The 24,791-nt window shown below is 67.3% G+C and carries 18 protein-coding genes and 1 pseudogene; 14 read left to right on the top strand and 5 right to left on the bottom strand.

Annotated elements, in window-relative coordinates:
• Window positions 1-77: 77 nt before the first annotated feature.
• From EPN59_RS13795 to EPN59_RS13735, 13 genes and pseudogenes are all read left to right on the top strand, one after another.
• Window positions 78-2,288, top strand: coding sequence for a FimV/HubP family polar landmark protein (locus EPN59_RS13795; RefSeq protein WP_293037557.1), 2,211 nt, complete (start codon window positions 78-80; stop codon window positions 2,286-2,288).
• Between the two features lie 43 nt (window positions 2,289-2,331).
• On the top strand, window positions 2,332-3,147 hold the full coding sequence (truA, locus tag EPN59_RS13790) for a tRNA pseudouridine(38-40) synthase TruA (RefSeq protein ID WP_293037559.1): 816 nt from the start codon (window positions 2,332-2,334) through the stop codon (window positions 3,145-3,147).
• A 113-nt stretch (window positions 3,148-3,260) separates the two neighbouring features.
• Window positions 3,261-3,980, top strand: a complete 720-nt coding sequence (locus EPN59_RS13785) for a phosphoribosylanthranilate isomerase (protein ID WP_293037562.1) — start codon at window positions 3,261-3,263, stop codon at window positions 3,978-3,980.
• Window positions 3,981-4,050: 70 nt separating this feature from the next.
• Window positions 4,051-5,244 (top strand): tryptophan synthase subunit beta, encoded by a 1,194-nt coding sequence (trpB, locus tag EPN59_RS13780; protein WP_293037565.1) that lies wholly within the window; start codon window positions 4,051-4,053, stop codon window positions 5,242-5,244.
• A gap of 11 nt (window positions 5,245-5,255) precedes the next feature.
• Window positions 5,256-6,197 carry a site-specific DNA-methyltransferase gene (locus tag EPN59_RS13775; protein ID WP_293037568.1) on the top strand — a complete coding sequence of 314 codons (942 nt, stop codon included), beginning with the start codon at window positions 5,256-5,258 and terminating at the stop codon, window positions 6,195-6,197.
• Between the two features lie 89 nt (window positions 6,198-6,286).
• Window positions 6,287-7,114, top strand: coding sequence for a tryptophan synthase subunit alpha (trpA, locus tag EPN59_RS13770; RefSeq protein ID WP_293041606.1), 828 nt, complete (start codon window positions 6,287-6,289; stop codon window positions 7,112-7,114).
• Window positions 7,115-7,218: 104 nt separating this feature from the next.
• Window positions 7,219-8,091 (top strand): acetyl-CoA carboxylase, carboxyltransferase subunit beta, encoded by an 873-nt coding sequence (gene accD / locus EPN59_RS13765; protein ID WP_293046192.1) that lies wholly within the window; start codon window positions 7,219-7,221, stop codon window positions 8,089-8,091.
• Window positions 8,092-8,325: 234 nt separating this feature from the next.
• Window positions 8,326-9,651, top strand: a pseudogene (gene folC / locus EPN59_RS13760) (bifunctional tetrahydrofolate synthase/dihydrofolate synthase); the annotation flags it as partial.
• 54 nt (window positions 9,652-9,705) lie between these two features.
• On the top strand, window positions 9,706-10,803 hold the full coding sequence (locus tag EPN59_RS13755) for an SPOR domain-containing protein (protein WP_293041242.1): 1,098 nt from the start codon (window positions 9,706-9,708) through the stop codon (window positions 10,801-10,803).
• 7 nt (window positions 10,804-10,810) lie between these two features.
• Window positions 10,811-11,305 carry a CvpA family protein gene (locus EPN59_RS13750; RefSeq protein ID WP_293041243.1) on the top strand — a complete coding sequence of 165 codons (495 nt, stop codon included), beginning with the start codon at window positions 10,811-10,813 and terminating at the stop codon, window positions 11,303-11,305.
• Between the two features lie 101 nt (window positions 11,306-11,406).
• Window positions 11,407-12,954: an amidophosphoribosyltransferase gene (gene purF / locus EPN59_RS13745; RefSeq protein WP_293046189.1), complete on the top strand. Its 1,548-nt coding sequence runs from the start codon at window positions 11,407-11,409 to the stop codon at window positions 12,952-12,954.
• A 249-nt stretch (window positions 12,955-13,203) separates the two neighbouring features.
• Window positions 13,204-14,400 (top strand): O-succinylhomoserine sulfhydrylase, encoded by a 1,197-nt coding sequence (locus EPN59_RS13740; RefSeq protein WP_293046201.1) that lies wholly within the window; start codon window positions 13,204-13,206, stop codon window positions 14,398-14,400.
• Between the two features lie 111 nt (window positions 14,401-14,511).
• Window positions 14,512-15,369, top strand: a complete 858-nt coding sequence (locus EPN59_RS13735; RefSeq protein WP_293037492.1) for an MOSC N-terminal beta barrel domain-containing protein — start codon at window positions 14,512-14,514, stop codon at window positions 15,367-15,369.
• Between the two features lie 35 nt (window positions 15,370-15,404).
• On the opposite strand, the gene EPN59_RS13730 is transcribed toward EPN59_RS13735, so the two are convergent.
• Window positions 15,405-16,262, bottom strand: coding sequence for an AraC family transcriptional regulator (locus EPN59_RS13730; protein WP_293037494.1), 858 nt, complete (start codon window positions 16,260-16,262; stop codon window positions 15,405-15,407).
• A gap of 72 nt (window positions 16,263-16,334) precedes the next feature.
• Window positions 16,335-16,676 carry an FKBP-type peptidyl-prolyl cis-trans isomerase gene (locus EPN59_RS13725; RefSeq protein ID WP_293037496.1) on the bottom strand — a complete coding sequence of 114 codons (342 nt, stop codon included), beginning with the start codon at window positions 16,674-16,676 and terminating at the stop codon, window positions 16,335-16,337.
• Between the two features lie 188 nt (window positions 16,677-16,864).
• On the opposite strand from EPN59_RS13725, the gene EPN59_RS13720 reads away from it, so the two are divergent.
• Window positions 16,865-17,626, top strand: coding sequence for a HAMP domain-containing sensor histidine kinase (locus EPN59_RS13720; protein WP_293037499.1), 762 nt, complete (start codon window positions 16,865-16,867; stop codon window positions 17,624-17,626).
• 30 nt (window positions 17,627-17,656) lie between these two features.
• On the opposite strand, the gene treY is transcribed toward EPN59_RS13720, so the two are convergent.
• Genes treY through treZ form a run of 3 tightly spaced genes read right to left on the bottom strand, consistent with a single transcriptional unit; the run spans window position 17,657 to window position 24,788 of the window.
• Window positions 17,657-20,557 carry a malto-oligosyltrehalose synthase gene (treY, locus tag EPN59_RS13715; RefSeq protein ID WP_293037502.1) on the bottom strand — a complete coding sequence of 967 codons (2,901 nt, stop codon included), beginning with the start codon at window positions 20,555-20,557 and terminating at the stop codon, window positions 17,657-17,659.
• Window positions 20,554-22,833, bottom strand: a complete 2,280-nt coding sequence (gene malQ, locus EPN59_RS13710) for a 4-alpha-glucanotransferase (RefSeq protein ID WP_293037505.1) — start codon at window positions 22,831-22,833, stop codon at window positions 20,554-20,556. The genes treY and malQ overlap by 4 nt, the downstream gene beginning before the upstream one ends.
• The gene (gene treZ, locus EPN59_RS13705; protein ID WP_293046186.1) at window positions 22,830-24,788 is read right to left on the bottom strand and encodes a malto-oligosyltrehalose trehalohydrolase; all 1,959 of its coding nucleotides are present in this window, start codon (window positions 24,786-24,788) and stop codon (window positions 22,830-22,832) included. The genes malQ and treZ overlap by 4 nt, the downstream gene beginning before the upstream one ends.
• Window positions 24,789-24,791: the final 3 nt, after the last annotated feature.

Genomic DNA, 24,791 nt, shown 5'->3' with positions numbered 1-24,791 from the left:
CGCCCGGGTTTTCTTTCTATCGTGCAGTTCGTATCTGATTCGTCGACAGCCGCGTGAGCGGCGCGCCAGGGCATCTGATGATCGTTCGATTTGATTCTGTTCCCGTCGCCATCGCGCGGCGGGCCGCACACGTCGCCATGGCGGCGGCATTCCTCGCACTGAGCGGCGTCGCCAGCGCACAAGGCGGCGCGACGGCGGCGCAGGCGGCTTCAACGGCACCGGCTGTGCGCGTGATCGGCAAGTACCCCGTCAAGCCTGGCCAGTCATTGCACGGCATTGCCGCCGATCTCGCACAGTCCCGCGATAAAGACGTGATCGCGCGCTTGAGCAGCGCACTTTTCGAGGCGAACCCGGGCGCGTTCGCGAAGCACGATCCGAGCCGCCTGAAGATCGGCTCCGTGCTCAACGTGCCCGCCGTGCCGGGAATCGTGGCGGCTGCATCGCAAGCTGCGCCGGCTGCGCCCGCTGCTGTGGTTTCGGCGCCTGCCGCACCCGCAGCGCCGGCGGCGCCTGTCGCGCCTGTCGCGCCTGTGGCTCCGGTAGCGCCTGCCGTGGCCGCGCCTGGTTCGGCTCCGGCGGCGAACGCCGCTGCAGCGACTGCGACGGGCGCATCTGCTGCGGCGAGCCTGCCCGCCAATGCGAATGCGGCGGCCTCCGGGCCGTCGGTATCCGCTAGCTTGGCGGCGGCGGCCAGCGGTGCGAGCGCGCCGGCAGTTGATGGGGCGGCACAGGCCGCAGCGCAGGCAGCGGCGCTTGCGGCCTCGGGTGCGTCGTCCGCGTCGGCTGCATCTGGCACCTCGGCGGCGAGCCAGCCTGCCGCGGCCACGTCGCCGAGCGACGCGCACGTGTGGACGGGGGCCGTCCAGGCGGCACCCGCGGCCAGCGCAGCGTCGGGCGCGGCGCATGCACCGGGGAGCATCACGCTGTCGAGTCTCCAGCAATTGCTCGCACTGAAGAACCGCGTGCTCATGGCACTGCAGCAGCACGGCATCGGCAAGCACGCCCAATCGGCGGGCGCGGCGAGCGGCGTAGCGGGCCATGTGGCGGCAGCGGCTGGCGGGAACGGCGCGGCGGGCGTCGCGGGGCATGGCGCGAGCGAAAGCCCGTTCGAGTTGTCGCCGGTGCTGCTGGGCATTGCGGGGGCGGTTGGCGTGGCGGTGTTCGCGCTGATGTTCGTTTTGTTCGCGCGCAGGCGCAAAGCACGGGTCGACGACGCGGCGGAAGCCGCGCCGATGCGCGAGGAACCACCCGTCCTCGACACGCCGCTGGTCGCAAACGAGACGCCTGCCGTCGAACCGGACAAGGATGCCGCGCTCGCACCGGCGCAGCGCAAGCAAACGCTCGATCGCACGACGAATATCGCTGCCCTGACGGCTGCGGCGTCGTCGGACGATGAAGCCGTGCAGCCGGGGGATGACTCCGCGGCATCGCACGAAGACCGCGTGGAACGTAGCGTGAGCGCGCACGGCATCGAGCGTGGCGTGCACCAAACCGTGGCCGACGCGAGCGAGGCCGCAGGCTTCGCAGCTGCGGCGGAACTGGGCGCGTCGACGCTGTCTCATGCGCTTCCTCCTGAACACGTAGCAGCGCCGCATGCGCCGGGCGAAACCGGCGAACTCGAACGCGCGGCAGAGCCGGAGAACGCACCGGGCGCGTACGAAGCCGAAACGGCAGAGCACACGGATACGCCGGTTCACACTGAACCGCCATCCGAAGCCGTCGAGCCGACAGCAGCGGCTTCCCAGGCTGAGGAACCGCAACCGGCGCCGCCTGCACTTTTCGCAGAACCCGCGTTCCCCCTCGCACCGCCGCAGGATCTGAGCCACGCTGAAGCGCCGGGCGAATTCCCGCCCGCTGCCGTCAGCGCACTCGGCGGTATCGACATGCCGTTGCCGCCGCGCGTGGCGCAGCCTGTCGCGTCGCCCGAGGCGACTGCGGCACAGGCTTTGCCGTTGGACGAGCCGCCGATGCTTCCCCCGATCGAGGAGCTTGCGGCCGGGATGACCGGGCCTGGCACGACGGCGGGCCTCGGCGCGCCGCGCTTTGGCGCATTGACGCTCGACTTCGATCTCAACCTGCCGCCCGATTCCGCCGAGCCGCTGCCCGTTTTCACGCCAGACCAACTGGCGCGGATCGCACGCAACAAGCTCGAACTCGCGCGCGAGTACATCGCGCTGGGCGATCTGGCGGGCGCGCGCGCGCTGATCAACGAAGTGATCGAGTCGAACGACCGCGACACCCGTGCCGACGCGCAGGCGCTGCTGTCGACGCTTGCGCCGCTGTCGTGACCGGAACGCCGCAGACCGTATGCCAATCCGTATGCCAATCCGTATGCGAATAGCGCTAGGCATCCAGTACGACGGCGCCGCGTTTTGCGGCTGGCAGTCGCAGCCGCACGGCAAGACCGTGCAGGACGTGCTCGAGCGCGCCCTGCGCGAGTTCGCGTGCGTGCCGCTGCAGACGGTCGTGGCGGGGCGCACCGATACGGGTGTCCACGGTCTCGGCCAGGTCGTCCATTTCGATACCGACCTCGACCGCGCGCCGTTTTCGTGGGTTCGCGGGACCAACGCGTTCCTGCCGCAGACGGTTGCCGTGCAGTGGGCGCAACCGATGCCGGAGGCGTTTCACGCACGTTTTTCCGCGTTCGAGCGCACGTATTACTACGCGCTCTACGTCAATGCGGTGCGCTCGCCGATGCTGGCGGGCCGCGCGGGCTGGATCCATACGCCGCTCGACGTCGATGCCATGCGCGAGGCCGCCGCGCACCTGATCGGCGAGCACGATTTTTCGGCGTTCCGCTCGTCGGAGTGCCAGTCGAAGACGCCGGTCAAGCACCTCTATCAGATCGACATCCGGCCGCAGGGCGACTTTATCCACTTCCGGTTTCGCGCCAATGCGTTCCTGCATCACATGGTCCGCAACCTGATGGGCTGCCTCGTGGCGGTGGGCCGTGGCCGCTATCCGGCGGCGTGGATGGCCGAAGTGCTGGCGGGGCTCGACCGCACGAAGGCCGCGCCGACCTTCATGCCCGACGGTCTCTACCTTGCTCAGGTAGGCTATCCTGATGCGTTTCAGGTGCCGGGACCGCATACGGCCAGCGTGCCGTGGAGCGCGATCTGGTCCGACGATGCGAACGGCGCGGCCTGATAAGCGCACGGCAACCCGCACAGCGACGCGCACGGCAACCCGCAAAGCGCCGGGGCCGGGCGCATCGAACAGCCATACACGAACCATCGCGAGGGCAATCCGCTTCATCCGCCATGACAGCAGCCGATCTTTCCGCAACAAGCTCGACGTCCGCCAGCGCTCAAGCTGCCGGTGCGAGCGCGCACCGCACGCGCATCAAGCTGTGCGGCCTTTCGACGCCCGAGTCGGTTGCACATGCCATCGCGCTTGGCGCCGACGCGATCGGCCTCGTGTTCTATCCGCCCAGCCCGCGCTCGGTGAGCGTCGCCGAGGCGGTGGAACTCACCCGTGACATTCCGCCATTCGTCTCGGTAGTGGGGCTGTTCGTGAACGCCACGCCAGAGTGGATCGGTGAGGTGGCGAGCAGCGTCTCGCTCACGCTCCTGCAGTTCCACGGCGACGAAACGCCCGCGCAGTGCGACACGCTCTCCGCCGTTGCCGGTTTGCCCTGGTTGCGTGCATTGCGGGTGGGGACGGATACTCGCGAAGCCGATTTGATAGAATCGGCGAACAATTATTCATCGGCCAGCGGCCTTCTGTTCGACACGCATGTCGACGGATACGGCGGTGGCGGGAAGGTCTTCGATTGGTCACTTATCCCCGCAGGGCTCGCGCATCGGGCCGTTTTGAGTGGTGGCTTGAACGCGCAAAACGTCGGTGATGCGATTCGCCAGGTGCGTCCGTTCGCTGTCGATGTCTCCAGCGGCATCGAGGTTCCGGGCGCAAAAGGCGTGAAGGATCACGCCCGTATGGCGGCGTTCGTGCGCGCAGTGCGCGAAGCGGACGCGGGATAAACCCTTTGACCCCATGGCCGGCCGGCTCTGCGCAACGCAGGGCGCCCGTGCCAGGTCGAGCGAGTGACTTATGTACAACTTACCGGATGAACGCGGCCATTTCGGCCCCTATGGCGGCGTGTTCGCTGCCGAAACCCTCATGCAGGCAATCGACGAACTGCGCGACGCCTACGAGAAATACAAGAACGATCCCGACTTCGTCGCCGAATATCGGCGCGAGTTGAAGCATTTCGTCGGCCGTCCGTCGCCGGTCTATCACGCGCAGCGCTGGAGCGAAATGGTGGGCGGCGCGCAGATCTACCTGAAGCGCGAAGACCTGAACCACACCGGCGCGCACAAGGTGAACAACGTGATCGGCCAGGCGCTGCTCGCGAAGCGCATGGGCAAGCCGCGCGTGATCGCCGAAACGGGCGCGGGCCAGCACGGCGTCGCCACCGCCACGATCGCGGCGCGCTTCGGCATGGAGTGCGTGGTCTACATGGGCGCCGAGGACGTGCGCCGCCAGGCCGCGAACATGTACCGCATGAAGCTGCTCGGCGCGACGGTCGTCCCCGTGGAATCGGGCTCGCGCACGCTCAAGGACGCGCTCAACGAAGCCATGCGCGACTGGGTCACCAACGTCGAAAACACCTTCTACATCATCGGCACCGTGGCGGGCCCGCATCCGTACCCGATGATGGTGCGCGACTTCCAGCGCGTGATCGGCGATGAATGCCGCGTCCAGATGCCCGAAATGACAGGTCGTCAGCCCGACGCCGTGATTGCTTGCGTGGGCGGCGGTTCGAACGCGATGGGCATCTTTTACCCGTATATCGACGATAGTTCGGTGCAGCTGATCGGCGTCGAACCCGCTGGCGACGGCATGGAGACGGGCCGTCACGCCGCCGCGCTCACGGCCGGCACCGTGGGCGTGCTGCACGGCAACCGCACGTATCTGCTGCAGGACGAGAACGGCCAGATCATCGAGACGCATTCGGTGTCGGCGGGCCTCGACTATCCGGGCGTCGGCCCCGAGCACGCGTGGCTCAAGGACAGCGGCCGCGCGCAGTACGTGACGATCGACGACGAAGAAGCCCTCAAGGCGTTCCACGACTGCTGCCGCATCGAAGGCATCATTCCGGCGCTCGAATCGAGCCACGCGCTCGCCTATGCGGCCAAGCTCGCGCCCACTTTGCCGAAGGACAAGATCCTGCTGGTGAACCTGTCGGGCCGGGGCGACAAGGACATGCACACGGTCGCCGAGCGATCGGGCATCACGTTCTGAGCGCCCACGCGATGCGCGACGAGTTCGACGAACCGCAAGCCCCGGCATCCATGAGCGACGCGACCCCGCAAGCGGCCGGACAGGCCGTTGCAGACCTGCCCTGCGCGCCGCCGCGCGCGGGTTCCACTGTGCCTGCTGCTGCGGGTTCTCTCGCCACGGTGCCGGATGGCATCCGGCTCTTGAACCGCGATTTTCTGACCGATGCAGCGAATCTGCCCGACGCCTCGATCGATCTGATCGTCGCCGACCCGCCCTACGGGCTCGGCAAGGACTACGGCAACGACTCCGACAAGCGCTCGGGCGAGGATTTTCTCGCCTGGACGTGCGAATGGCTCGAACTGGCGATCCCCAAGCTCAAGCCGAGCGGCTCGCTCTACGTGTTCTGCACCTGGCAGTACGCGCCGGAAATCTTCGTCTTCCTGAAGTCGAAGCTCACGATGATCAACGAGATCGTCTGGGACCGGCGCGTGCCGAGCATGGGCGGCACGACGCGCCGTTTCACGTCGGTACACGACAACATCGGTTTCTTCGCGGTGTCGAAGAATTATTACTTCGATCTCGATCCCGTCCGCATCCCGTACGATGCCGTCACGAAGAAGGCGCGTTCGCGGAAAATATTCGAAGGCAGCAGGTGGCTGGAGCTCGGCTACAACCCCAAGGACGTCTGGTCGGTTTCGCGTCTGCACCGGCAGCACGCGGAGCGCGTGGATCATCCGACCCAGAAGCCGCTGGAGATCGTCGAGCGCATGGTGCTTGCGAGCTGTCCGCCAGGCGGCCGGGTGCTGGATCCCTTCATGGGCAGCGGCACCACGGCAGTCGCCTGCGCACGCCAGAAGCGCGAATTCGTCGGCTATGAGATCAACGAAAGTTACTGCGCAATCGCGCGCGAACGCGTAAGCGCGGCGGCTGCCGCGACCGCGTTGGCGGCGCGGCCCGTCGCGGTGAGCGCCTGAGGCGCCGCCGCTGTTGCCACCGCAGTTGCCACCGCCGTTGCCGAAGTTACCCGCGGCGCGCAGTAAGTTTTTATTCAGAGGACCCTGAAATGTCCCGTATCAAGAACACGTTCGACGCGCTGGCTGCCCAGCGCAAAAAAGGCCTCATTCCGTTCATGACCGCCGGCGACCCCGATCCGGCACGCACCGTCGAATTCATGCACGCGCTCGCTGCGGGCGGCGCGGATGTGATCGAACTGGGCGTGCCGTTTTCGGACCCGATGGCCGACGGCCCCGTGATCCAGCAGTCGTCGGAGCGCGCGCTCGCGAAGGGCGTGACGTTGCGCAGCGTGCTGGCCGACGTGAAGCGCTTTCGCGAAACCGACGACAAAACGCCGGTCGTGCTGATGGGCTATGCGAATCCCATCGAGCGCATGGGCGCCGACACGTTCGCCGCCGCGGCGAAGGAAGCGGGCGTCGATGGCGTGCTGATCGTCGACTATCCGCCGGAAGAGTGCGTGGATTTCGCTCAAAAGATGAAAGCGGCGGGCATCGATCCGATCTTCCTGATCGCGCCCACCTCGACTGACGAGCGCATCGCCGACGTCGGCCGCGTTGCGAGCGGCTACATCTATTACGTGTCGCTCAAGGGCGTGACGGGTGCAGCGAACCTGGACGTTGCGAGCATCGCGAGTAAAATCCCGGCGATCAAGTCGCACGTGACGGTGCCGGTTGGCGTCGGCTTCGGCATCCGCGACGCGCAGACTGCCGCCGCTGTCGCCGCCGTGAGCGATGCCGTCGTGATCGGCAGCCGTATCGTGCAGCTGCTCGAACAAACGCCGCCGCAAGATGCCGCACAGGCGCTCGAGCAGTTCGTCGCGGGCATCCGCACGGCCCTGGACGCGCAAGCAGGGGGCGGGGCACACGACCTGCGGTAAAATCCACTTTTCGCCATGCGCGGTTGGGGTCGGATCCCGGTAACTATTGCCGGATTCGCTGTCCGCCCGCGCCGCGCATCACGAAGGTCATGGAAGGAAAATAAATGAGCTGGCTCGACAAACTGCTGCCGCCGAAGATCAAGCAAACCGATCCGAAAAGCCGCAAGAGCATTCCGGAAGGGTTGTGGATCAAGTGCCCGTCGTGCGAAGCGGTGCTGTACCGCAACGACGTCGAAGCGAATCTCCACGTCTGCCCGAAGTGCGATCACCACATGCGCATCGGCGCGCGCGAGCGCCTTGACGGGCTGCTGGACCCGGAAGGCCGCTACGAGATCGGCCAGGAGATCGTTCCGGTCGACTCGCTCAAGTTCAAGGACAGCCGCAAGTACCCGGACCGCATCAAAGAAGCGATGGACGACACCGGCGAAACCGACGCCATGGTCGTGATGGGCGGCGCGATCCACACGCTGCCGGTCGTGGTGGCGTGCTTCGAGTTCTCGTTCATGGGCGGCTCGATGGGTTCGGTGGTCGGCGAGCGCTTCGTGCGCGGCGCGCAAAACGCGCTGGAGCAGCAAGTGCCGTTCATCTGCTTCACGGCTTCGGGCGGCGCGCGCATGCAGGAAAGCCTGCTTTCGCTCATGCAGATGGCCAAGACCACGGCAATGCTGACCAAACTCTCCGACGCAAAACTCCCGTTCATTTCGGTGCTGACCGATCCGACCATGGGCGGCGTGTCGGCGAGCTTCGCGTTCCTTGGCGATGTCGTGATCGCCGAGCCGAAGGCGCTGATCGGCTTCGCCGGCCCGCGCGTGATCGAGCAGACCGTGCGCGAGAAGCTGCCGGAAGGCTTCCAGCGTTCGGAATTCCTCCTGCAAAAAGGCGCGATCGACATGATCGTCGACCGCCGCAAGCTGCGCGAAGAACTCGCGCGCCTGATGGCGGTCCTGTCGCGCCAACCCGCCGACGCCGTCGCCTGATTCCCCGTGCCTTCCTGCGCGTGCCCTTCTCATGCGGCGCGCGCGAGAAGGGCACGCGCTTGCAGCACAGACTGCCTCAGCACAAACCCCCGCAGCACACCCGCCGCAGTCCAGCCCACATACCCCCGCGCGCCGCATGCGTAAGCGAGCGGCGCGCTGTCGTTTCCGCGATAATGCCTGTTTTAAGCGGATCTTTAGCGTGACCGGCACGAGCGCCGGACGCGAACCCCGCAGGCTACGACTTCTCCGATGAGCACCTTTTCCTCCCTCGACGCGTGGCTCACGCACCTTGAAACCGCACATCCGGTCGGCATCGACATGGGCCTCGAGCGCATCCGCCAGGTCAAGGAAGCGCTGCAACTGGAGTTCGCCTGCCCGATCTTCACGGTCGGCGGCACGAACGGGAAGGGCTCGACCTGCGCGATTCTCGAAACCATCCTGCTGAAGGCCGGCTATCACGTCGGCTGCCATACGTCGCCGCATCTGCTCGCGTTCAACGAGCGCGCGCGCATCGACGGCAACGAGGCGAGCGATGCGGATCTCCTGGAGCATTTCGAGGCGGTGGAAGCGGCCCGTCTGTCGCTGGCGCAGCCGGTTTCGCTGACCTACTTCGAATTCACGACGCTCGCGATCATGCACCTGTTCGCCTCGCGCGGGCTCGACGCCGTGATCCTGGAAGTGGGCCTCGGCGGCCGTCTGGACGCCGTGAACGTGCTCGATACCGACTGCGCGATCGTCACCAGCATCGATATCGACCACACCCAGTACCTGGGCGATACGCGCGAGAAGATCGGCTTCGAAAAGGCCGGCATCTTCCGTGCGGGCAGGCCCGCCATCTGCGCCGATCCGATGCCGCCGCAAACGCTCGTCGACCACGCAAAGGCCATCTGCGCCGATCTGTGGCTCTTCGGCCGCGATTTCCGCTACGAAGGGCAGGCGGGCAGCGAGCGCCAGCAGTGGAGCTACGTGGGCCGCGCGCAACGCCGTTCCGCGCTCGCGTATCCCGCGCTGCGCGGCGCAAATCAGCTCATCAACACGTCGGCGGCGCTGGCGGCGCTCGAAGCGATGCGTGATCGCGTGCCCGTTTCGGCGCAGGACATCCGTCTCGGCCTCGCGAACGTCGAGCTGTCGGGCCGTTTCCAGGTGCTGCCGGGCAAGCCTGCGGTGGTGCTCGACGTCGGCCACAATCCGCATGCGGCGGCTGTGCTGGCGCAAAATCTCGGCGGCATGGGCTACTTTCCCTACACTTACGCCGTGTTCGGCGCCATGCGCGACAAGGACATCGCGGGCGTGCTGCGCCACCTCAAGGGCGAGATCGACCACTGGTGCGTCACCGATCTGCCCGGCACGCGCGCAGCCTCGGCGGAAGAGCTTGAAGGGACGCTGCGGGCGGCGGGCGTCGTCGATAGTCCCGACAGCAGCGTGACGCGCTACGAATCACCGGCCGCCGCGTTTCAAGATGCGCTAAAACGCGCAGGCGAAAATGATAGAATTCTCGTTTTCGGCAGTTTCTTGACAGTCGCGGGCGTGATTGCTTTGCGAAAGTCCCAGCAGCATTGAACGCACGGCATCTCGCACGCCGCCACGCAGATACCAGGCCAAAAGCAGCCATACATGGGAATTTTCTCGTTCGGCAAGAAAGACGACTCGGCGCCGCGACGGCGCAGCGCCGAAACCGGCTCAAGCAATGGCTCTAGCAGCAGCTCACGCCGGCGTAATGTGAGCCAGGGTGGCCAGGGCAGCCAGAGCGCGCGCGTCGAGCGGCGCAGTCGTCGGCCGGACGTCTCCGGCAACGCCGAGGCGATGCTCCTCGATCCCACCTTGCCCGAAAAGCAGCGCGCGCGGCGGCGGCTCGTCGGCGCAATCGCGCTCGTCGTGGCGGCCATCGTGATCCTGCCGATGGTGCTCGATTCGCATCCGAAACCCGTCACCGACGACATCGCGATCGATATTCCCGGCCGTCCGGTTTCCCGGTTCGCGCAACGCGACCAGGCCGAGGACACCCAGGCGGGCGTTGCGCCGGATAATCCCGTCGCGTCGGGCCTGAGCGCGGCGACGTCCGGCGCATCGGCGGCCGTCCCGGCCGCTCCGGCTGCGGCGCAAGTCGCGCAGAATGCGCCCGCCGCACCGGCCAGCACGCCTGCTACGGCGAAGGCTGCGGCGAAGGCTGCGGCGAAGGCTGCCGCGACCGCATCTGGCCCTGCGGCGCCTTCCGGCAAGGGGGCACAAACCGCACAGAATCAGCCGAGGCAAACGCAGCGCGCGAGCAAGCCCGCCGCCCAGGCCGCTGCAAATACCGCAACGACGGCGGCAAATTCGGCCGCGATCACGGCAACGAATACATCGGCGAACACCCCCGAAAACACTGCGGCAGCGGCGTCGCGCGGCAAGCCGCTCGACGCATCGAGCCAGTCCGCCAGGGCGAGCGCGGACAACAGCGGGAACGGTTCGGCCACGCCGGCCGTGCCGCCCGGAGCGCGCTTTGCGGTGCAGCTCGGCGCATTCCCGAGCGAGGCGACGGCGCGCAACTGGGTAGCGAAGTTGAAAGCCGCGGGTGTGCCCGCATATATGGAACAGCGCAAGCAAGCCGATGGCTCGATGCGCACGCTGTTGCGCGCGGGGCCGTTCCCGGACCGCGCGGCGGCCCTCGATGCGATTGCGAAAGTGCGCGGTGCGGGGCTGATGGCAGGCGCGAACGGGGCAGCGGAATAACAGGCCGATGTTCACCGCATTCGACTACGCTGTAATGGCGGTGATTGGCGTGTCGGCGCTGCGCGGCGCGTGGCGCGGATTCATCGGCGAAATTTTTGGCTTGATCGGCTGGGTCGTGGCGTTTCTCGTGGCGTGCCGCTACGTGGAACGCGTGGTGCCGTGGATGCCGGCGCACTGGCCGGGCGGCGCCGTCACGCAGTGGCTGATTGTTTTCGCGCTGATCGTGATCGCGGTCGTGTTCGCGGCCGGTGTGGTGAACGCGTTGCTGGGACGGTTGGTGCAGGTGACCGGACTGTCCGGCGTGGACCGGTCGCTCGGATTGATGTTCGGCCTCGTGCGAGGCGTCGTGCTGGTGCTGATTCTCGTCATCCTTGGCGGACTGACCGAGCTGCCCCAGCAGGACTTCTGGCGCGATGCGCTGCTGCGGCGCTATGCCGAGCAGGGCGTGCGCGAACTGAAGCCGCTGTTGCCCCAAACGCTCGCTCACTACGTTCACGTCTGACGTGACGCTGGCGGCGCGGTGCGGCAGCACTGCACCCACGCGGCGCAGGACCGGCTCCGACCGTCCCCCGCTACCGATTTCGCTTTTTTGAAGGACCTGCCATGTGCGGCATCGTAGGCGTAGTTTCCCGCTCTCCCGTCAACCAGCTCCTCTATGACGCGCTGCTGCTCCTGCAGCACCGCGGTCAGGACGCGGCCGGCATCGCCACCGCGAACGGCACCCGGTTCCATATGCACAAGGCCAACGGCATGGTGCGCGACGTGTTCCGCACGCGCAACATGCGTAGCCTCCCGGGCACCACCGGCATCGGCCAGGTGCGCTACCCGACCGCCGGTTCGGCGACGAGTGAAGAGGAGGCCCAGCCGTTCTACGTGAACGCGCCGTTCGGCATCATCCTCGCGCATAACGGCAACCTCACGAACTGGCAACAGCTCAAGGAAGAGATGTTCCGCGTCGATCGCCGGCACATCAACACCAATTCCGATACCGAAGTGCTGCTCAACGTGCTCGCGCACGAAATGCAGACGGCCAGTTCCGGCCTCGAACTCGATCCCACGGCGCTCTTCAAGGCCGTCTCGGGCGTCCACCGGCGCGTGCGCGGCTCGTACGCGATCGTTTCGCTGATTGCCGGTTACGGCCTGCTCGCGTTCCGCGACCCGTTCGGCATCCGCCCGCTGTGCGTCGGCAAGCGTGAAACGTCCGAGGGCACGGAATGGATGGTGGCCTCGGAATCGGTCGCGCTCGAAGGCATCGGCTTCGAATTCGTGCGCGACGTGGCGCCGGGCGAAGCCGTGTTCATCGACTTCGACGGCAACTTCCACGCGCAGCAGTGCGCGACGACACCGAGCCTTAATCCCTGCATCTTCGAACTGGTCTACCTCGCGCGTCCGGACTCCGTGCTCGACGGCGTGCCGGTCTACAACGCGCGTCTGCGCATGGGCGACTATCTCGCCGAGAAAATCCGGCGCGTACTGCCCGACGTGAAGATCGACGTCGTAATGCCGATTCCCGATTCGTCGCGTCCCGCGGCGATGCAGGTCGCGGCTAAACTCGGCGTGGAATATCGCGAAGGCTTCTTCAAGAACCGCTATGTGGGCCGCACCTTCATCATGCCGGGCCAGGCGGTGCGCAAGAAGTCGGTGCGCCAGAAGCTCAATGCCATGGGTATCGAGTTCAAGGGCAAGAACGTGCTGATCGTCGACGACTCGATCGTGCGCGGCACCACCTCGCACGAAATCGTGCAGATGGCGCGCGACGCGGGCGCGACCAGCGTGATCTTCGCTTCGGCGGCGCCGCCCGTGAAGTATCCGAACGTGTACGGCATCGACATGCCCACGCGCGGCGAACTCGTCGCGCACGGCCGCACGGATGAAGAAGTGGCGCGCATCATCGGCGCGGATCACCTCGTGTATCAGGACGTCGACGCGCTCAAGCAGGCAGTGCGCGACATCAATCCGGAGATCACGGGCTTCGAGGCTTCGTGCTTCGACGGCGACTACATCACCGGCGACGTCACGAGTGCGTACCTCGACAACATCGAAGCGGCACGTCTTGCGCCGCAGGCGCAATCGGACCGCGATGCGGCGAGCGATGCGATGGACGGCGGCACGACGCGCTCGCAACTGCATCTGCAACTCTCGGTGGATTGACGCGCGAGTTGACGTATGAGGGCAGGCGCGTGTGCCGTGCGCTTTCGCGTGTTAGCATAGGCGCCTGCGTCGATTTGATCTCAGCTTGCGGACGCGGGGCAACCCGAAACAGCTAAAGCGAAGGGCATCGAACCGGAAGTCTGAATTCGAAACGCCTCGCTGCTGCCCCGATACCCGAAAGCCCGCTTCTGCCGACGCAAAGCGGGCTTTTTTGCGCCCGATGATCTTCGAATGGGAAACAACACGAACATGGACGACACCTTTAACTTCGACACCCTCGCCGTGCGCTCGGGTACGCTGCGCAGCGAATTCAACGAACATTCGGAAGCGCTCTACCTCACGTCGAGCTTCTGCTTTTCGAGCGCCGGCGAAGCCGCCGAGCGCTTCAAGACCGCCGAAACCAGCTACACGTACTCGCGCTTCACGAACCCGACTGTGACGATGTTCCAGGACCGGCTCGCGGCGCTCGAAGGCGGCGAGGCGTGCATGGCGACGGCGTCGGGCATGTCGGCGATTCTCTCGGTCGTGATGGCGGCGCTGCAGGCGGGCGATCACATCGTCAGCTCGCAGAGCATCTTCGGCTCGACCATCGGCATGTTCTCGCAGATCTTCGGCAAGTTCGGCATCACGACCACGTTTGTCGATCCCGCCGATCTCGACGCGTGGCAAAACGCCGTGCGCCCCGAGACGAAGATGTTCTTCCTCGAAACGCCCTCGAATCCGCTGACCGAAGTGGCCGATATCGAAGCGATCAGCAAGATTTCGAAGGCTGCGAACGCGCTGTTCGTCGTCGACAACTGTTTTTGCAGCCCCGCATTGCAGCAGCCGCTCAAGCTCGGTGCCGATGTCGTGATGCACTCGGCCACCAAGTTCCTCGACGGCCAGGGCCGCGTGCTCGGCGGCGCGCTCGTGGGCTCGCGGCAATTCATCATGGAAAAGGTGTTCCCGTTCGTGCGCAGCGCGGGCCCGACGCTCTCCGCGTTCAACGCGTGGGTGCTGCTCAAGGGCCTGGAGACGCTGTCGCTGCGCGTCGAAAAGCAGTCGGCCAACGCGCTCGAAATCGCGAGCTGGCTCGAAGCGCATCCGGCTGTCAAACGCGTGTTCTATCCGGGCCTCCCGTCGCATCCGCAGCATGCGCTCGCGATGCGTCAGCAGAAATTGGGCGGTGCGATCGTCTCGTTCGAGCTGAAGGGCGACACGCCGGAACAGCAGCGCGCGAACGCCTGGCGCGTGATCGACAACACGAAAGTGTGCTCGATCACGGGCAATCTCGGCGATACGCGCACGACGATCACGCACCCGGCCACGACCACGCATGGCCGGATCGCGCCGGAAGCACGCGAGGCGGCGGGCATCACCGAAGGCCTGATCCGGCTTGCCGTCGGCCTCGAAAACGCACAGGACATCCGCAACGATCTCGCGCGCGGGCTCGACGCGGCGGCCTGAGCGGCTTCTTTATCGCTTCGTCCGGGTTAGTTTCGCGTTGTGCAGCAGTTTGGGCCGCGTTTTTTACCGTATAACGCGGCCCGCATTTCATCATCGCAGAGGTCGATTGCCATGCCTGTTATTCGCGCGTTGTTCGTCTACCCCGTCAAGTCGTGCGGCGCTATCGCGCTCGATCACGCGCAGCTCGAAGCCAGGGGGCTGAAGTGGGACCGTCACTGGATGGCCGTGGACGAGACGGGACGCTTCGTCTCGCAGCGCGAATACGCGGCAATGGCGCGCATCGTGCCCGCGTTCGTCGAGGACGGCGTGCGGCTTTCGAGGGACGGCATGGCGTCTTCGCTGCTGCTGCCTTTCGAAGCGCCGGCCGCAGCGCGCCGTGTGAGCGCGACGGTCTGGAGCGATACGGTCGAGGCGCTCGACGAAGGCGACGAAGCGGCACAGTGGTTGACGAAGGCCGTGGGCGTGCCGCTGCGCCTCGTGCGATTCGCGCACGACGTCACGCGTCTTGCGAGCCGCAAGTGGACGAACGACGAGGACGTGCCGGTGCGGTTCTCGGACGCCTTCCCGCTGCTCGTGACGAGCGAGGCGTCGCTCGCGGACCTCAACGCGCGGCTCGTGGCAAAGGGCGCGCAGCCCGTGCCGATGAGCCGCTTTCGTCCGAACATCGTCGTGGACGGCGAGGGTGCGTTCGACGAAGACTTCATCGAGACGATGGAGATCGACGGCGACGTGGTGCTGCGCTTCGCGAAGCCGTGCGCGCGTTGCCCGATCACGACGATCGACCAGCGTACGGGCGAGCACGACCCGCAATGGCCCGCCGAGCCGCTCGACACGCTGGCGGCGTATCGCGCGGACCCGCGCGTGGACGGCGGCCTGGCGTTCGGCCAGAACGCGATGATCCTGGCAGGAGCGGGCAAGCGTGTGGCTGTGGGTGCGCAGGCGCAGTGGGCGTTTCGTTTCGACGAGTAAGGCTAAGTGAGGGCAAATGAGCGGCGGGACCGCGCTTACGGGCGCGCGCTGCTGTCCTGGGGCGGCAACGTCCGCCATTGCCCCGGTGCGAGGCCGAAGCGGCGCGTGAACGCATGGGTGAACGCGCTTTGATCGCCGAAGCCCACTTCGAGCGCGACGTCGATGAGCGAGCGGCGCGGATCGGCGAGCAGCGTCAGGGCGGTATCGAGGCGCAGCCGCTGCAGATAGCGATGCGGCGTTTCGCCGAAAGCCTCGATAAAAAGCTGGTGGAAGCGCCGCATGCCGAAGCCGCAATGCGCGGCCAGGTCGGCGATGCGCAGCGGTTCTGCGAGATGCGCGCGCAGCCAGCGGTCGATGCGCGCGTAGTCGAGACCGGCTGCGGCTTCGAAGGCCGCGCCGCCCTCGATGCCGGTTTGCGCGATGACGGCGGCGCACAGCCGCGCCGACGCGTCCCAGTGAAATCGTCTTGCGTATGAAGCGGTGAAATCGGCAGAAGCGGCGAAATCAGTGGAATCGGCGCTGACGCGCGGCGGCACGGCCAGGACGGCCTGCTGCGCGATCTGCTGCACGAGCTGCGTGAGCGCCGGATCGATGCGCACCGCGCGTGCCGCTCTAAAGAGCCGTTCGGGCACGGCGAGCGACGTGGCGGGCAGATCGAGCACCAGTTGGCAGTTTTCGCCGATTCCCGCGTAGTCGTGCTGTGCGCCGGCCGGGATCAGCCAGGCGGAACAGCAGTCGATACGCTCGCCCACGCCGTCGACGGTCATCTCCATCGCACCGTCGAGCCCGAGCACGATCTGGTGAAAATCGTGCAGATCGGTCGCTTCGGCCGCGCCGTAGCGGCGCAATGCGACGCCGGGCGCGGTGACCGGCGCGTGGTGATGGGGATTCACGGCGGCAAGAAGGGCAAGAAGGGCAAGAAGGGCGAGGAGCGCGAGTGCGCGACGTATCGACCTGTCGATGTATTAAACGCCGAGCAGTTCCACTTCGAACACGAGCGTGGCGTTCGGGGGAATCACGCCGCCCGCGCCGCGCACGCCGTAGCCGAGTTGCGGCGGAATCGTCAGACGGCGCACGCCGCCGACCTTCATGCCCTGCACGCCTTCGTCCCAGCCCTTGATGACCATGCCGCCGCCCAGCACGAAGGCGAACGGATCATTGCGGTCCTTGCTCGAATCGAACTTCTGGCCGTCCGTCAGCCAGCCGGTGTAGTGCACGCTGACGGTCTGGCCCGCGCGCGCTTCGGCGCCGGCGCCTTCGGTGACGTCCTCGTACTTGAGGCCGGATGCGGTGGTCACGATAGACATGTAAGACTCCTGATTCGGAAGGTAAAACCGGTATTGTAGGCGGTTTGCCCGGCTGACAGGCACGCGTGGCGGCTCCTGCGGCACGGCTGCCTATAATGAAAGGCCGAGAAAAAAAGCCGATCCGGGACCGGCGCGGCACGCCGCATGCGAGCCACTAATGCCCGCCACGGGCGCAAACGAGGACACTGATGGCGCCGACTCCCCATTCCCGCTCCGAACGCATCGCACGGCTGTGCGCGGAAACCGCGCTGTTCATGCGCGATCATGTGCTGTCGCGCGTGTCGCACGATCTGCGCAGTCCACTCAATGCAATCCACAGCTGGGCTTACGTGCTCGAACGCAAGATCGAGACCGTGGATGCGGCTGCGCAGCGCGCGCTGGGCGGCATTCGCACCGGCGTCGAGCAGCAGGTGCAACTGCTCGAAACGCTGGTCGACAAGACGCGCGCCGAAACGCGCAAGCTGCACGTCGAGCGTGCGCCGTTCGCGCTCGACGCATTGATCGGCGAAGCGGTGGACGACGTGCGCGTGGCGCTCGCCGATGCGCGCGCGGTGACGCTGACCGTGCACGGCACGCCGACGGGCGCGACGCTCGATGGCGACCGCGAACGGATCGCACAAGCGCTCTGGCTGATGCTCATGTTCGCGGTGGAGGCGAGCGCGCAGGGCGCTGCCGTGACGCTCGACGTGAATGCGACTGCCGCTGCGGCGGGGTTCGAGGTGACGTGGACCGCTGCGCCGCAGGCGTTGACCGACGAAGCCGTGCCGCATCTGCTCGAACCGTTTGCGCGCGCGCAGGCACGCGAGCCGCTGGAGGCGGGGCGCGCGGCGTGGGTGCTGTCGCTGTGCCAGCGCGTGGCCGAGGCGCACGGCGGACGCTTCCAGCAGCAGCCGCTCGTTGAAGGCACAGTTACAGCGCTCGCATTGAGCGTGCCCGCTGCAGCCGTGTAACGCCGCCATTTAACGCCGCCGTCCAACTCCTCATGCACGCGCAGGCGCGAGGTTGGACAGGACTGCCACCGGCATGGCCTGAAGCACGTCGCGCAGATAGAGCGTGTTTTCTCCTTGCGCGGCTTTTTCCGCGTCGCTTGTTTGCGTGTCACTTAGCCAGTCGTGCCAAAGCGGCGCGGCACAGTCCTTCGGTATGGCGATAGCGGTATCGCGCCAATCCTGCGCCGCGACGAGCGGCAACTCCCCGTCGAGCAGCCGTGCCGCCAGTCGTGTGCCGATGACGACCGCGCAGGCATCGTTGCGCTTGCGCGCGAATGCGACGACGTGTTGCGCCAGCGCCCCGCGCACTTCAAGCGGCACGTAGCGGCCCTCGCGCAACAGTTCCGGTGCGAGCGCGCGCAGCGCCAGCAGCCGCTGGACAATTGCGAGTTTCACCCGCGCGTCGCGCCAGTGCGGAAGTTTCGCCGCGGGCGGCGCGCCATCGAGCGCCGCCGCACGCGCCGCGAAATCGACAGGCCGCCGGTTGTCCGGATCGACGAGACTGAAATCCCACAGTTCGGTGCCCTGATACAGATCGGGCACGCCAGGCGAAGTGAGCCGCAGCGTGGTCTGCAGCAGGGTGTTGAGCGCGCCTGCGGGCGCGATGCGCGCCACGAATCCGGCGAGCGCGTTCAGGAAACCGTCGCGCCGCTGCGTCGCCAGGATATCGAATAAAAACGCCTGGCAATCCGATTCGTACGTCTCATCGGGTGAGAGCCAGTTCGTGCGCAGCTTCGCTTCGCGCAGCGCCTTGCGCTGCCACTGCGCCACGCGTTCGGCGAGCGCGTGCACGCCCGCTTCGTCGCCGGGATCGAGATCGGGTGGCCAGCAGCCCACGAGCGTCTGATAGAGCATCGCCTCCGCCGCAGCGCCCGGCGCCCAGTCCGCATTGCCCGTGGTGTCGTTGCGGCGGTGCGCCTGGTTCAACGTCGACCACGCGCGCAGCGTTGTGCTCCACGCGTCGGGGCATTCGCTCAAGACGGCGAGGCGCGCGCGCACGTCTTCGCCGCGTTTGTGATCGTGCGTCGCCGTGGCGAGCATGCTGTACGGCGCATGCTGCTCGCGCCGTTTATTCGCGGCGTGAAAGTCCTCGACGCTGCGCGAGAAATCATCGGGATCCGAGCCCACTTCGTTGCGCGACAGCAGCCGACCATAGCGGTAGAACGCGGTGTCTTCGGTGGCCTTGGCCGCGAGCGGCGCGGTGAGCTGCGAGAAGAGCGCGAGCGCCGTGCGCTGCACGATGAGCGCGTGGCTCAGCGGCACATTCTGCATGTTGGGCACATGCTGCGCATTTTGCGCAGCGTTCTGTGCGCTGTTCAGCGCGATTTTGGCCATATGTGGCGGCTTGCCGTTCGCTGCGGGCGTAGCGGCATCGGGTGAGCGGCCGCCGAGCCAGGCAGCGGTCTGTTCCAGCGCGGCGCGGTTCGCGCGCGGTAACGCCTGCCGCGCGGCGGCGAGCGCCGTGTCGAAGTAGCCGTTGTCGAGCGGCCCGCGCATCCCGTTGACCGGATAGATGCGATACACGGGGAAGTGCATGGCGAGCTGTGCAACGGCGCGATGCAGGCTCGCGTAGGTGAAGTCGCGCGTGACCGTCTGCTCGCGCGCGATGCGATGCAGCGCGCGCGTCGCGTGGTCGAGTTCGGCGGCGAGATAGGCGGCCAGCACTTCGCGCCGCGCATCGAACTGGACGAGCGCAAACGGCGCGGACGTTCCCGCGAGTGCGGCCCACGTTTGCGCGAGCGGTGCCGCGCCCGCCGGATCGTGCAGCAGCGCGCCCACGTCATCCATGAAGTCGTAGCCCGTCGTGCCGTGCACGCGCCAGTCGTCGCGCAGTGTTTCGCCGTGCGCGAGCACTTTCTCGACCACGATATACGGCACCGCCGCGCGCAACGGCACGAGCCGTTGACGCAGCCGCTCGCAGTATTCGCGCGGGTCGGCGAGGCCGTCGATGTGATCGACGCGCACACCGTCGATCACGCCGTCCGCGTAGAGCCGGAACACGAGCTTGTGCACCGCTTCGAACACGTCGTGCCGCTCGACGCGCACGCCCGCGAGCGCGCTCACGTCGACGAAGCGCCGCCAGTTCACTTCATCGGTGGCGGTGCGCCACCACGCGAGCCGGTAGTGCTGGCGCTCCAGCAGCCGGTGCAGCCGGTCGCGTCCGGCCGGGTCGGTGCCCGCATGCGCCGCGCACACGGCGTCGATGGCCGCCGTGCCGTTGCGCTCGACCAGGGCGCGCAGCGCATCGCGGGCGGCCACGGCGCGCGGCTGGTCGTCGGGCTGCGTCGTCAGGCCCTGGAACGACGCCGCGAGCGCATCGAGTTCGGCGTGGCCCGCCAATTGCAGCAGCGCCGCATAGTCGGCCGGGCAGACCGGACACACATGCGGCCCATATGTGACGACGAAGCGGGCGTCGCTCGCATCGAACTTCAGTTCGATGCGGCCCGCCGCGAGTTCTTCGCCATATTGCCCGCCGAGAAACGGCATCAGCACCTTGCCGCGCAGCGCGGGGTCGGGCGAGTGCCAGTCCACGTCGAAGTGCCGCGCGTACGCGCTGTGACGGCCCCATTCGAGGATGTCGCGCCACCAGACGTTGTGCGCGCCGCCCACGCCCATGTGGTTCGGCACGATATCGACGATGATGCCCATCCCACGATCGCGCAGCTTTGCGGCGAGCCTGCGCAGACCCGCTTCGCCGCCGAGTTCCGCGCTGACCGTGCCGTAATCGGCGACGTCGTAGCCGTGCGCCGATCCGGGCTGCGCCGTCGTGACCGGCGACGTATAGAGATGGCTCACGCCGAGCGCCGTGAAATAGTCGATCTGCGCGAGCGCGTCGGCGAACGTGAAGCCGCGATGCAGTTGCAGGCGGATCGTCGCGCGGGGAATGGTCATGGCGTCGGCCCAGTGGGCGGCGCCGCTTGCACGCCGGGTTCGGATGAATCGCCCGCCGCGTCTGCTGCGGCTGCGGCGGACGCGGCGGACGCGGCGGCCGTCGCGGCCGTCGCGGCTTCGCGCGCACGCACGACGGTTTCGACGCGCGCCGCGAACGCCGGATCGGCGTAGAGCGCATCGACGCTGAGCGGCAGGCGCTGACGCCAGTTCGGGTGTTCGTCGATCGAGCCCGGCAGATTCGGCTGATTCGCGAGCGCGAGCAGATCTTCGAGCGGACACATCATGAGCGGGCTCGCGCTCGACGCGACGTAGCCGAGCGCGCCTTCCACGGGCGCGCAGTCCGGCAGCGCGGAGTCCGGCGATGCTTTTGCGGCGTCGCGCGGCGCGTAGCCGCTTTGCTGCAGCGCTTGCCACAGCGCGGCGCGGTCGACGGCGCGCTCGGCGTGTTCGAGTTCGACCGGGTCGCGCCCGTCCTCGCGCGGCAAGGTCTGGCCGATGCGGTTGCGCCAGTCGATGTCGAGGCCGCGCCACCAGCCCGCGACGGTCGGCAGATCGTGCGTGGTCGTCGTCGCCATGCCGCGCGTGTCCCAGCTTCGCGGTGCGAGAAAGGCACGGCCTTTGCGCTCGAACCAGAGCACGCGAATGCCGTAGAGCGCGTGTGACGCGAGCCGTTCGCGCAGGCCGGGCGGCACGGTGCCGAGGTCTTCGCCGATCACGATTGCGCGATGCCGCCACGATTCGAGCGCGATGAGCCGCACGAGGTCCTCGAACGGATAGCGCAGATACGCGCCGTGCTTCGCGCTTTCGCCTTCGGGCACGAGCCACAGACGCCGCAGGCCGAGGATATGGTCGATGCGCACGCCGCCCGCGTGTGCGAATGCGGCGCGCAGCATGGCGATGAACGCGCGAAAACCGCTGTTGCGCAGCGCGCGCGGCGAGAACGTGGTGAGGCCCCAGCTTTGACCGGCCTGATTGAAGAGATCGGGCGGCGCGCCGACCGAAACGCGCGGCAGCATGTCCTGCGGCTGCGACCATGCATGGCTGCCCGCGCCGTCGCAACCCACGGCGAGATCGGCGATCAGGCCGATCGCCATGCCCGCTTCGCGCGCATCCTGCTGCGCGCGCGTGAGGCCATCGGCGGCGAGCCATTGCAGGAAGCGGTGGAAATCCACTTCGTGGCGGTGTTCGGCGGCAAAGGCCGCGACTTCGGCGCTGCGCGGATCGCGCAGGCCTGCAGGCCAATTGCGCCAGTCGCGCCAGTGAGGCGCGCCGTCCGGCGCGTTCAGCATGACGGCGTGCAGCGCCTCGAAGCGCGCGTGATCTTCGAGCGACTCGCCGCCGTCCGCGCAGAACGCAACGAACGCGGCCGCGCGCGGCGAGCCGCTTGCGCGTTCCTCTTTGTCGAAGCGCTCGAACAGTGCGCGCAGCACTTGCAGCTTGAGTGGCACGGCGTGCTTCCAGTCGATGAGCGGCAGTGCTTCGAGTTCGTTCCAGGCGGCGTCTGCGTGGATGGCGGCGCTCGCTTCGCGGGCGGCCTGCGCGCCGAACATCGCAGCCGGATCGATATGCGCGATATTGAGCCAGAGCCGCGATGAAGGCGCATACGGGCTGAAATGATCCGGCAGCGCACTGAACATCGCATGCGTGGGGCTGATGGCGAGTGCCTGCGCGCCGTGCTTCGCGCTATGGACGGCCAGGGTCGCGAGCGCGGTGTAATCGCCGATGCCGCCGTCGCCCGTGCGGCGCAGTCCGTACAGTTGCGCCGCGACGCCCCATAGCGCGGGCGCGCTCGTGCGCTCGCGGTGCATCGCGAGCCATGCGTCGGCGACGGTGTGGCAATGCGGCGGCGCGACGGCGAGCGTCAGTTGGCGATCGTTGATCGTGAGCGTGTGATAGCCCGGTTCGCTCAGCGGCGCGAGCAGCGCGCTTGCGCCTTTCGGCGCCGTGAAGCGCCCCTCGATGTGCTCGCCGCTTTCGAGGTCGATGCGGTAGTGGCTGCCCGCGCGCACCGCCGAAACGGGCAGCGCAATGACGCGGTCGAACTCCGCGGTGATGAGCGGCGGCAGGCGTCGTGCGGACTGCTCGGCGGCGAGCGCCGCCGCGCTCTGACGCAGTTGCGCGGCGCTGCCGCACGGCAGGCCCGCGCATTCGAGCAGCGCCGCGAGCGTACTGTTGGGCACGCGCTGCATCTCGTCGTGCGCGTCGGCCCATTCCACCTCGAAGCCCGCTAGCGTCGCGAGGCTTTCGAGCGTTTCCGTGCGGCGTGCCGTGCTCATGCACGCGGCTCCTCTTGATGAATGACGCGCGCGTCGTGATGGATCGCGTAGTCGGGCACGTCGCCGGTCAGCCAGGCGAGGCACGATTGCGCGGGCAGCACGCCGTTGTCGATGCGGTCGCGCGCGCGCGGCGGCGTTTCGAAGACCACCATGCCGTCGGGCGCGTGATTGAGCGGCACGTCAGCGTGGCCGAGATTGAGCGCGAGCGCGAGGATCGCGCCGTCGTCGAGACGCCAGCGCGCGACGAGCGCGGCGAGATCGTCGCCCGCGTCGTCGGCGAGCACGGTCGCGCCGAGCGCGCTCGCATAGCGCAGGCGCGGCATCAGCAGATGCGCGCGCACGGCCAGCGCCGACTTGTAGAAGTGCATCCATTCGCCCCGTTCGCCGTCGAGGCGCGTGTCGAGCGGCGGCGACGAGTTCGCGAACGTCTTTGCATCGTTGGGATCGGGGATGCGCTCGCGCTGCGCGGGATCGGTGAACGCGCTGAATGCCGCGAATTCGCGACGGCGTCCTTCGCGCACCGCATCGGCGAGATCGCCCGTGTAGGCCGTGAAATACTGGAACGGCTGCGTCGAGCCGTACTCCTCGTCCATGAAAAGCAGCGGAATCTGCGGCGTGAGCAGATAGAGCGCCGTGGCCGCGCGCAATGCGTCGTCGTCGCAGAGCGTGCGCAGCCGCTCGCCGAAGGCCCGGTTGCCGATCTGGTCGTGGTTCTGCAGGAACATCACGAAGGCGGTGGGCGGCAGATGCGCGCTCGGTTCGCCGCGCGGCTGACCGCCGTGCAGCGGCGACGCTTCGCCCTGATACGCGAAGCCTTCGGCGAGCACGCGCGCGAGCTGGCGGACCGGATGCGAGGCGAACGCGCGATAGTAGCCCTCGTTTTCCCCGGTCAGGAGGACGTGCAGCGCGTGATGGGCGTCGTCGTTCCATTGCGCGTCGAAGTGCGCCTCCAGCAGATTCGACGCGTTGTGCTCGTTCTCCAGCACGAGATGGACATGACGGCCCGTCTCGACGCGCGCATGAACGTGATCGGACAATTCGCGCAGCCAGGGCGCGTTGCCGATGGCATGCGCGGCGTCGATGCGCAGGCCGTCGAAGCGATATTCGGTGAGCCAGTACAGCGCGTTGTCGCAGAAGAAGTCGCGCACTTCGAAGCGGTCGAAATCGAGTGCTTCGCCCCACGGCGTCTTCACGCCGGTCCGGAAGAACGGCTTCGCGTATTCGCCGAGCCAGTTCCCTTCCGGGCCGAAGTGGTTGTAGACGACGTCGATGAAAACCTGCAGGCCGAGGCCGTGCGCCGAATCGACGAGCGCCTTCAGCTCGTCGGGCGTGCCGTAGGCCGCGTGCGGCGCGTAGGGCAGCACGCAGTCGTAACCCCAGCCGCGCTCGCCCGGATAGTCGTTCAGCGGCATCAGTTCGACGGCCGTGACGCCGAGTTCGGCGAGCGCAGGCAGGCGCGCCGTCACGCCGCGATAGCCGCCCAGCGCGCCCACGTGCAGTTCGTAGATCACCGTTTCTTCCCACGGCCGCCCCATCCAGTGCGCGTGCTGCCACGCGTAGGCGCGCGGATCGAACACGACGCTCGGGCCATGCACGCCTTCCGGCTGGAAGCGCGAGGCCGGATCGGGCACCGCCTGCCGGCCGTCGATGCGGTAGCGATAGCGCGTGCCGGGTCCGCACGGCGCCTGCGCCTCGAACCAGCCGTTGCCGGCCGCCGTCATGTCGAGCGGCGCGAGGGGCGCAAGGGGCGATACAGACGATAGAGACGATAGGGACGATAGGGACGTGCTGCCGTCGGGCGCAGCCTCGAACACGACTTGCACGGCGCTGCACGATGGCGCCCAGACGCGAAAGCGCGTGTACGGCTGGGCGCGTGCAGCGCCGATCAACTGCGCGCCGAACGGCAGGCAATGCATGTAGCGGCGTGCATGCGGATCGTGCGTGGGCGAAGGCATGGC

This window comes from Paraburkholderia sp. (genome assembly GCF_004298475.1).
Lineage (GTDB): Bacteria > Pseudomonadota > Gammaproteobacteria > Burkholderiales > Burkholderiaceae > Paraburkholderia > Paraburkholderia denitrificans.
The sequence above is the reverse complement of the archived record's forward strand: the minus strand, read 5'-3'. Positions and strand labels throughout refer to the sequence as shown.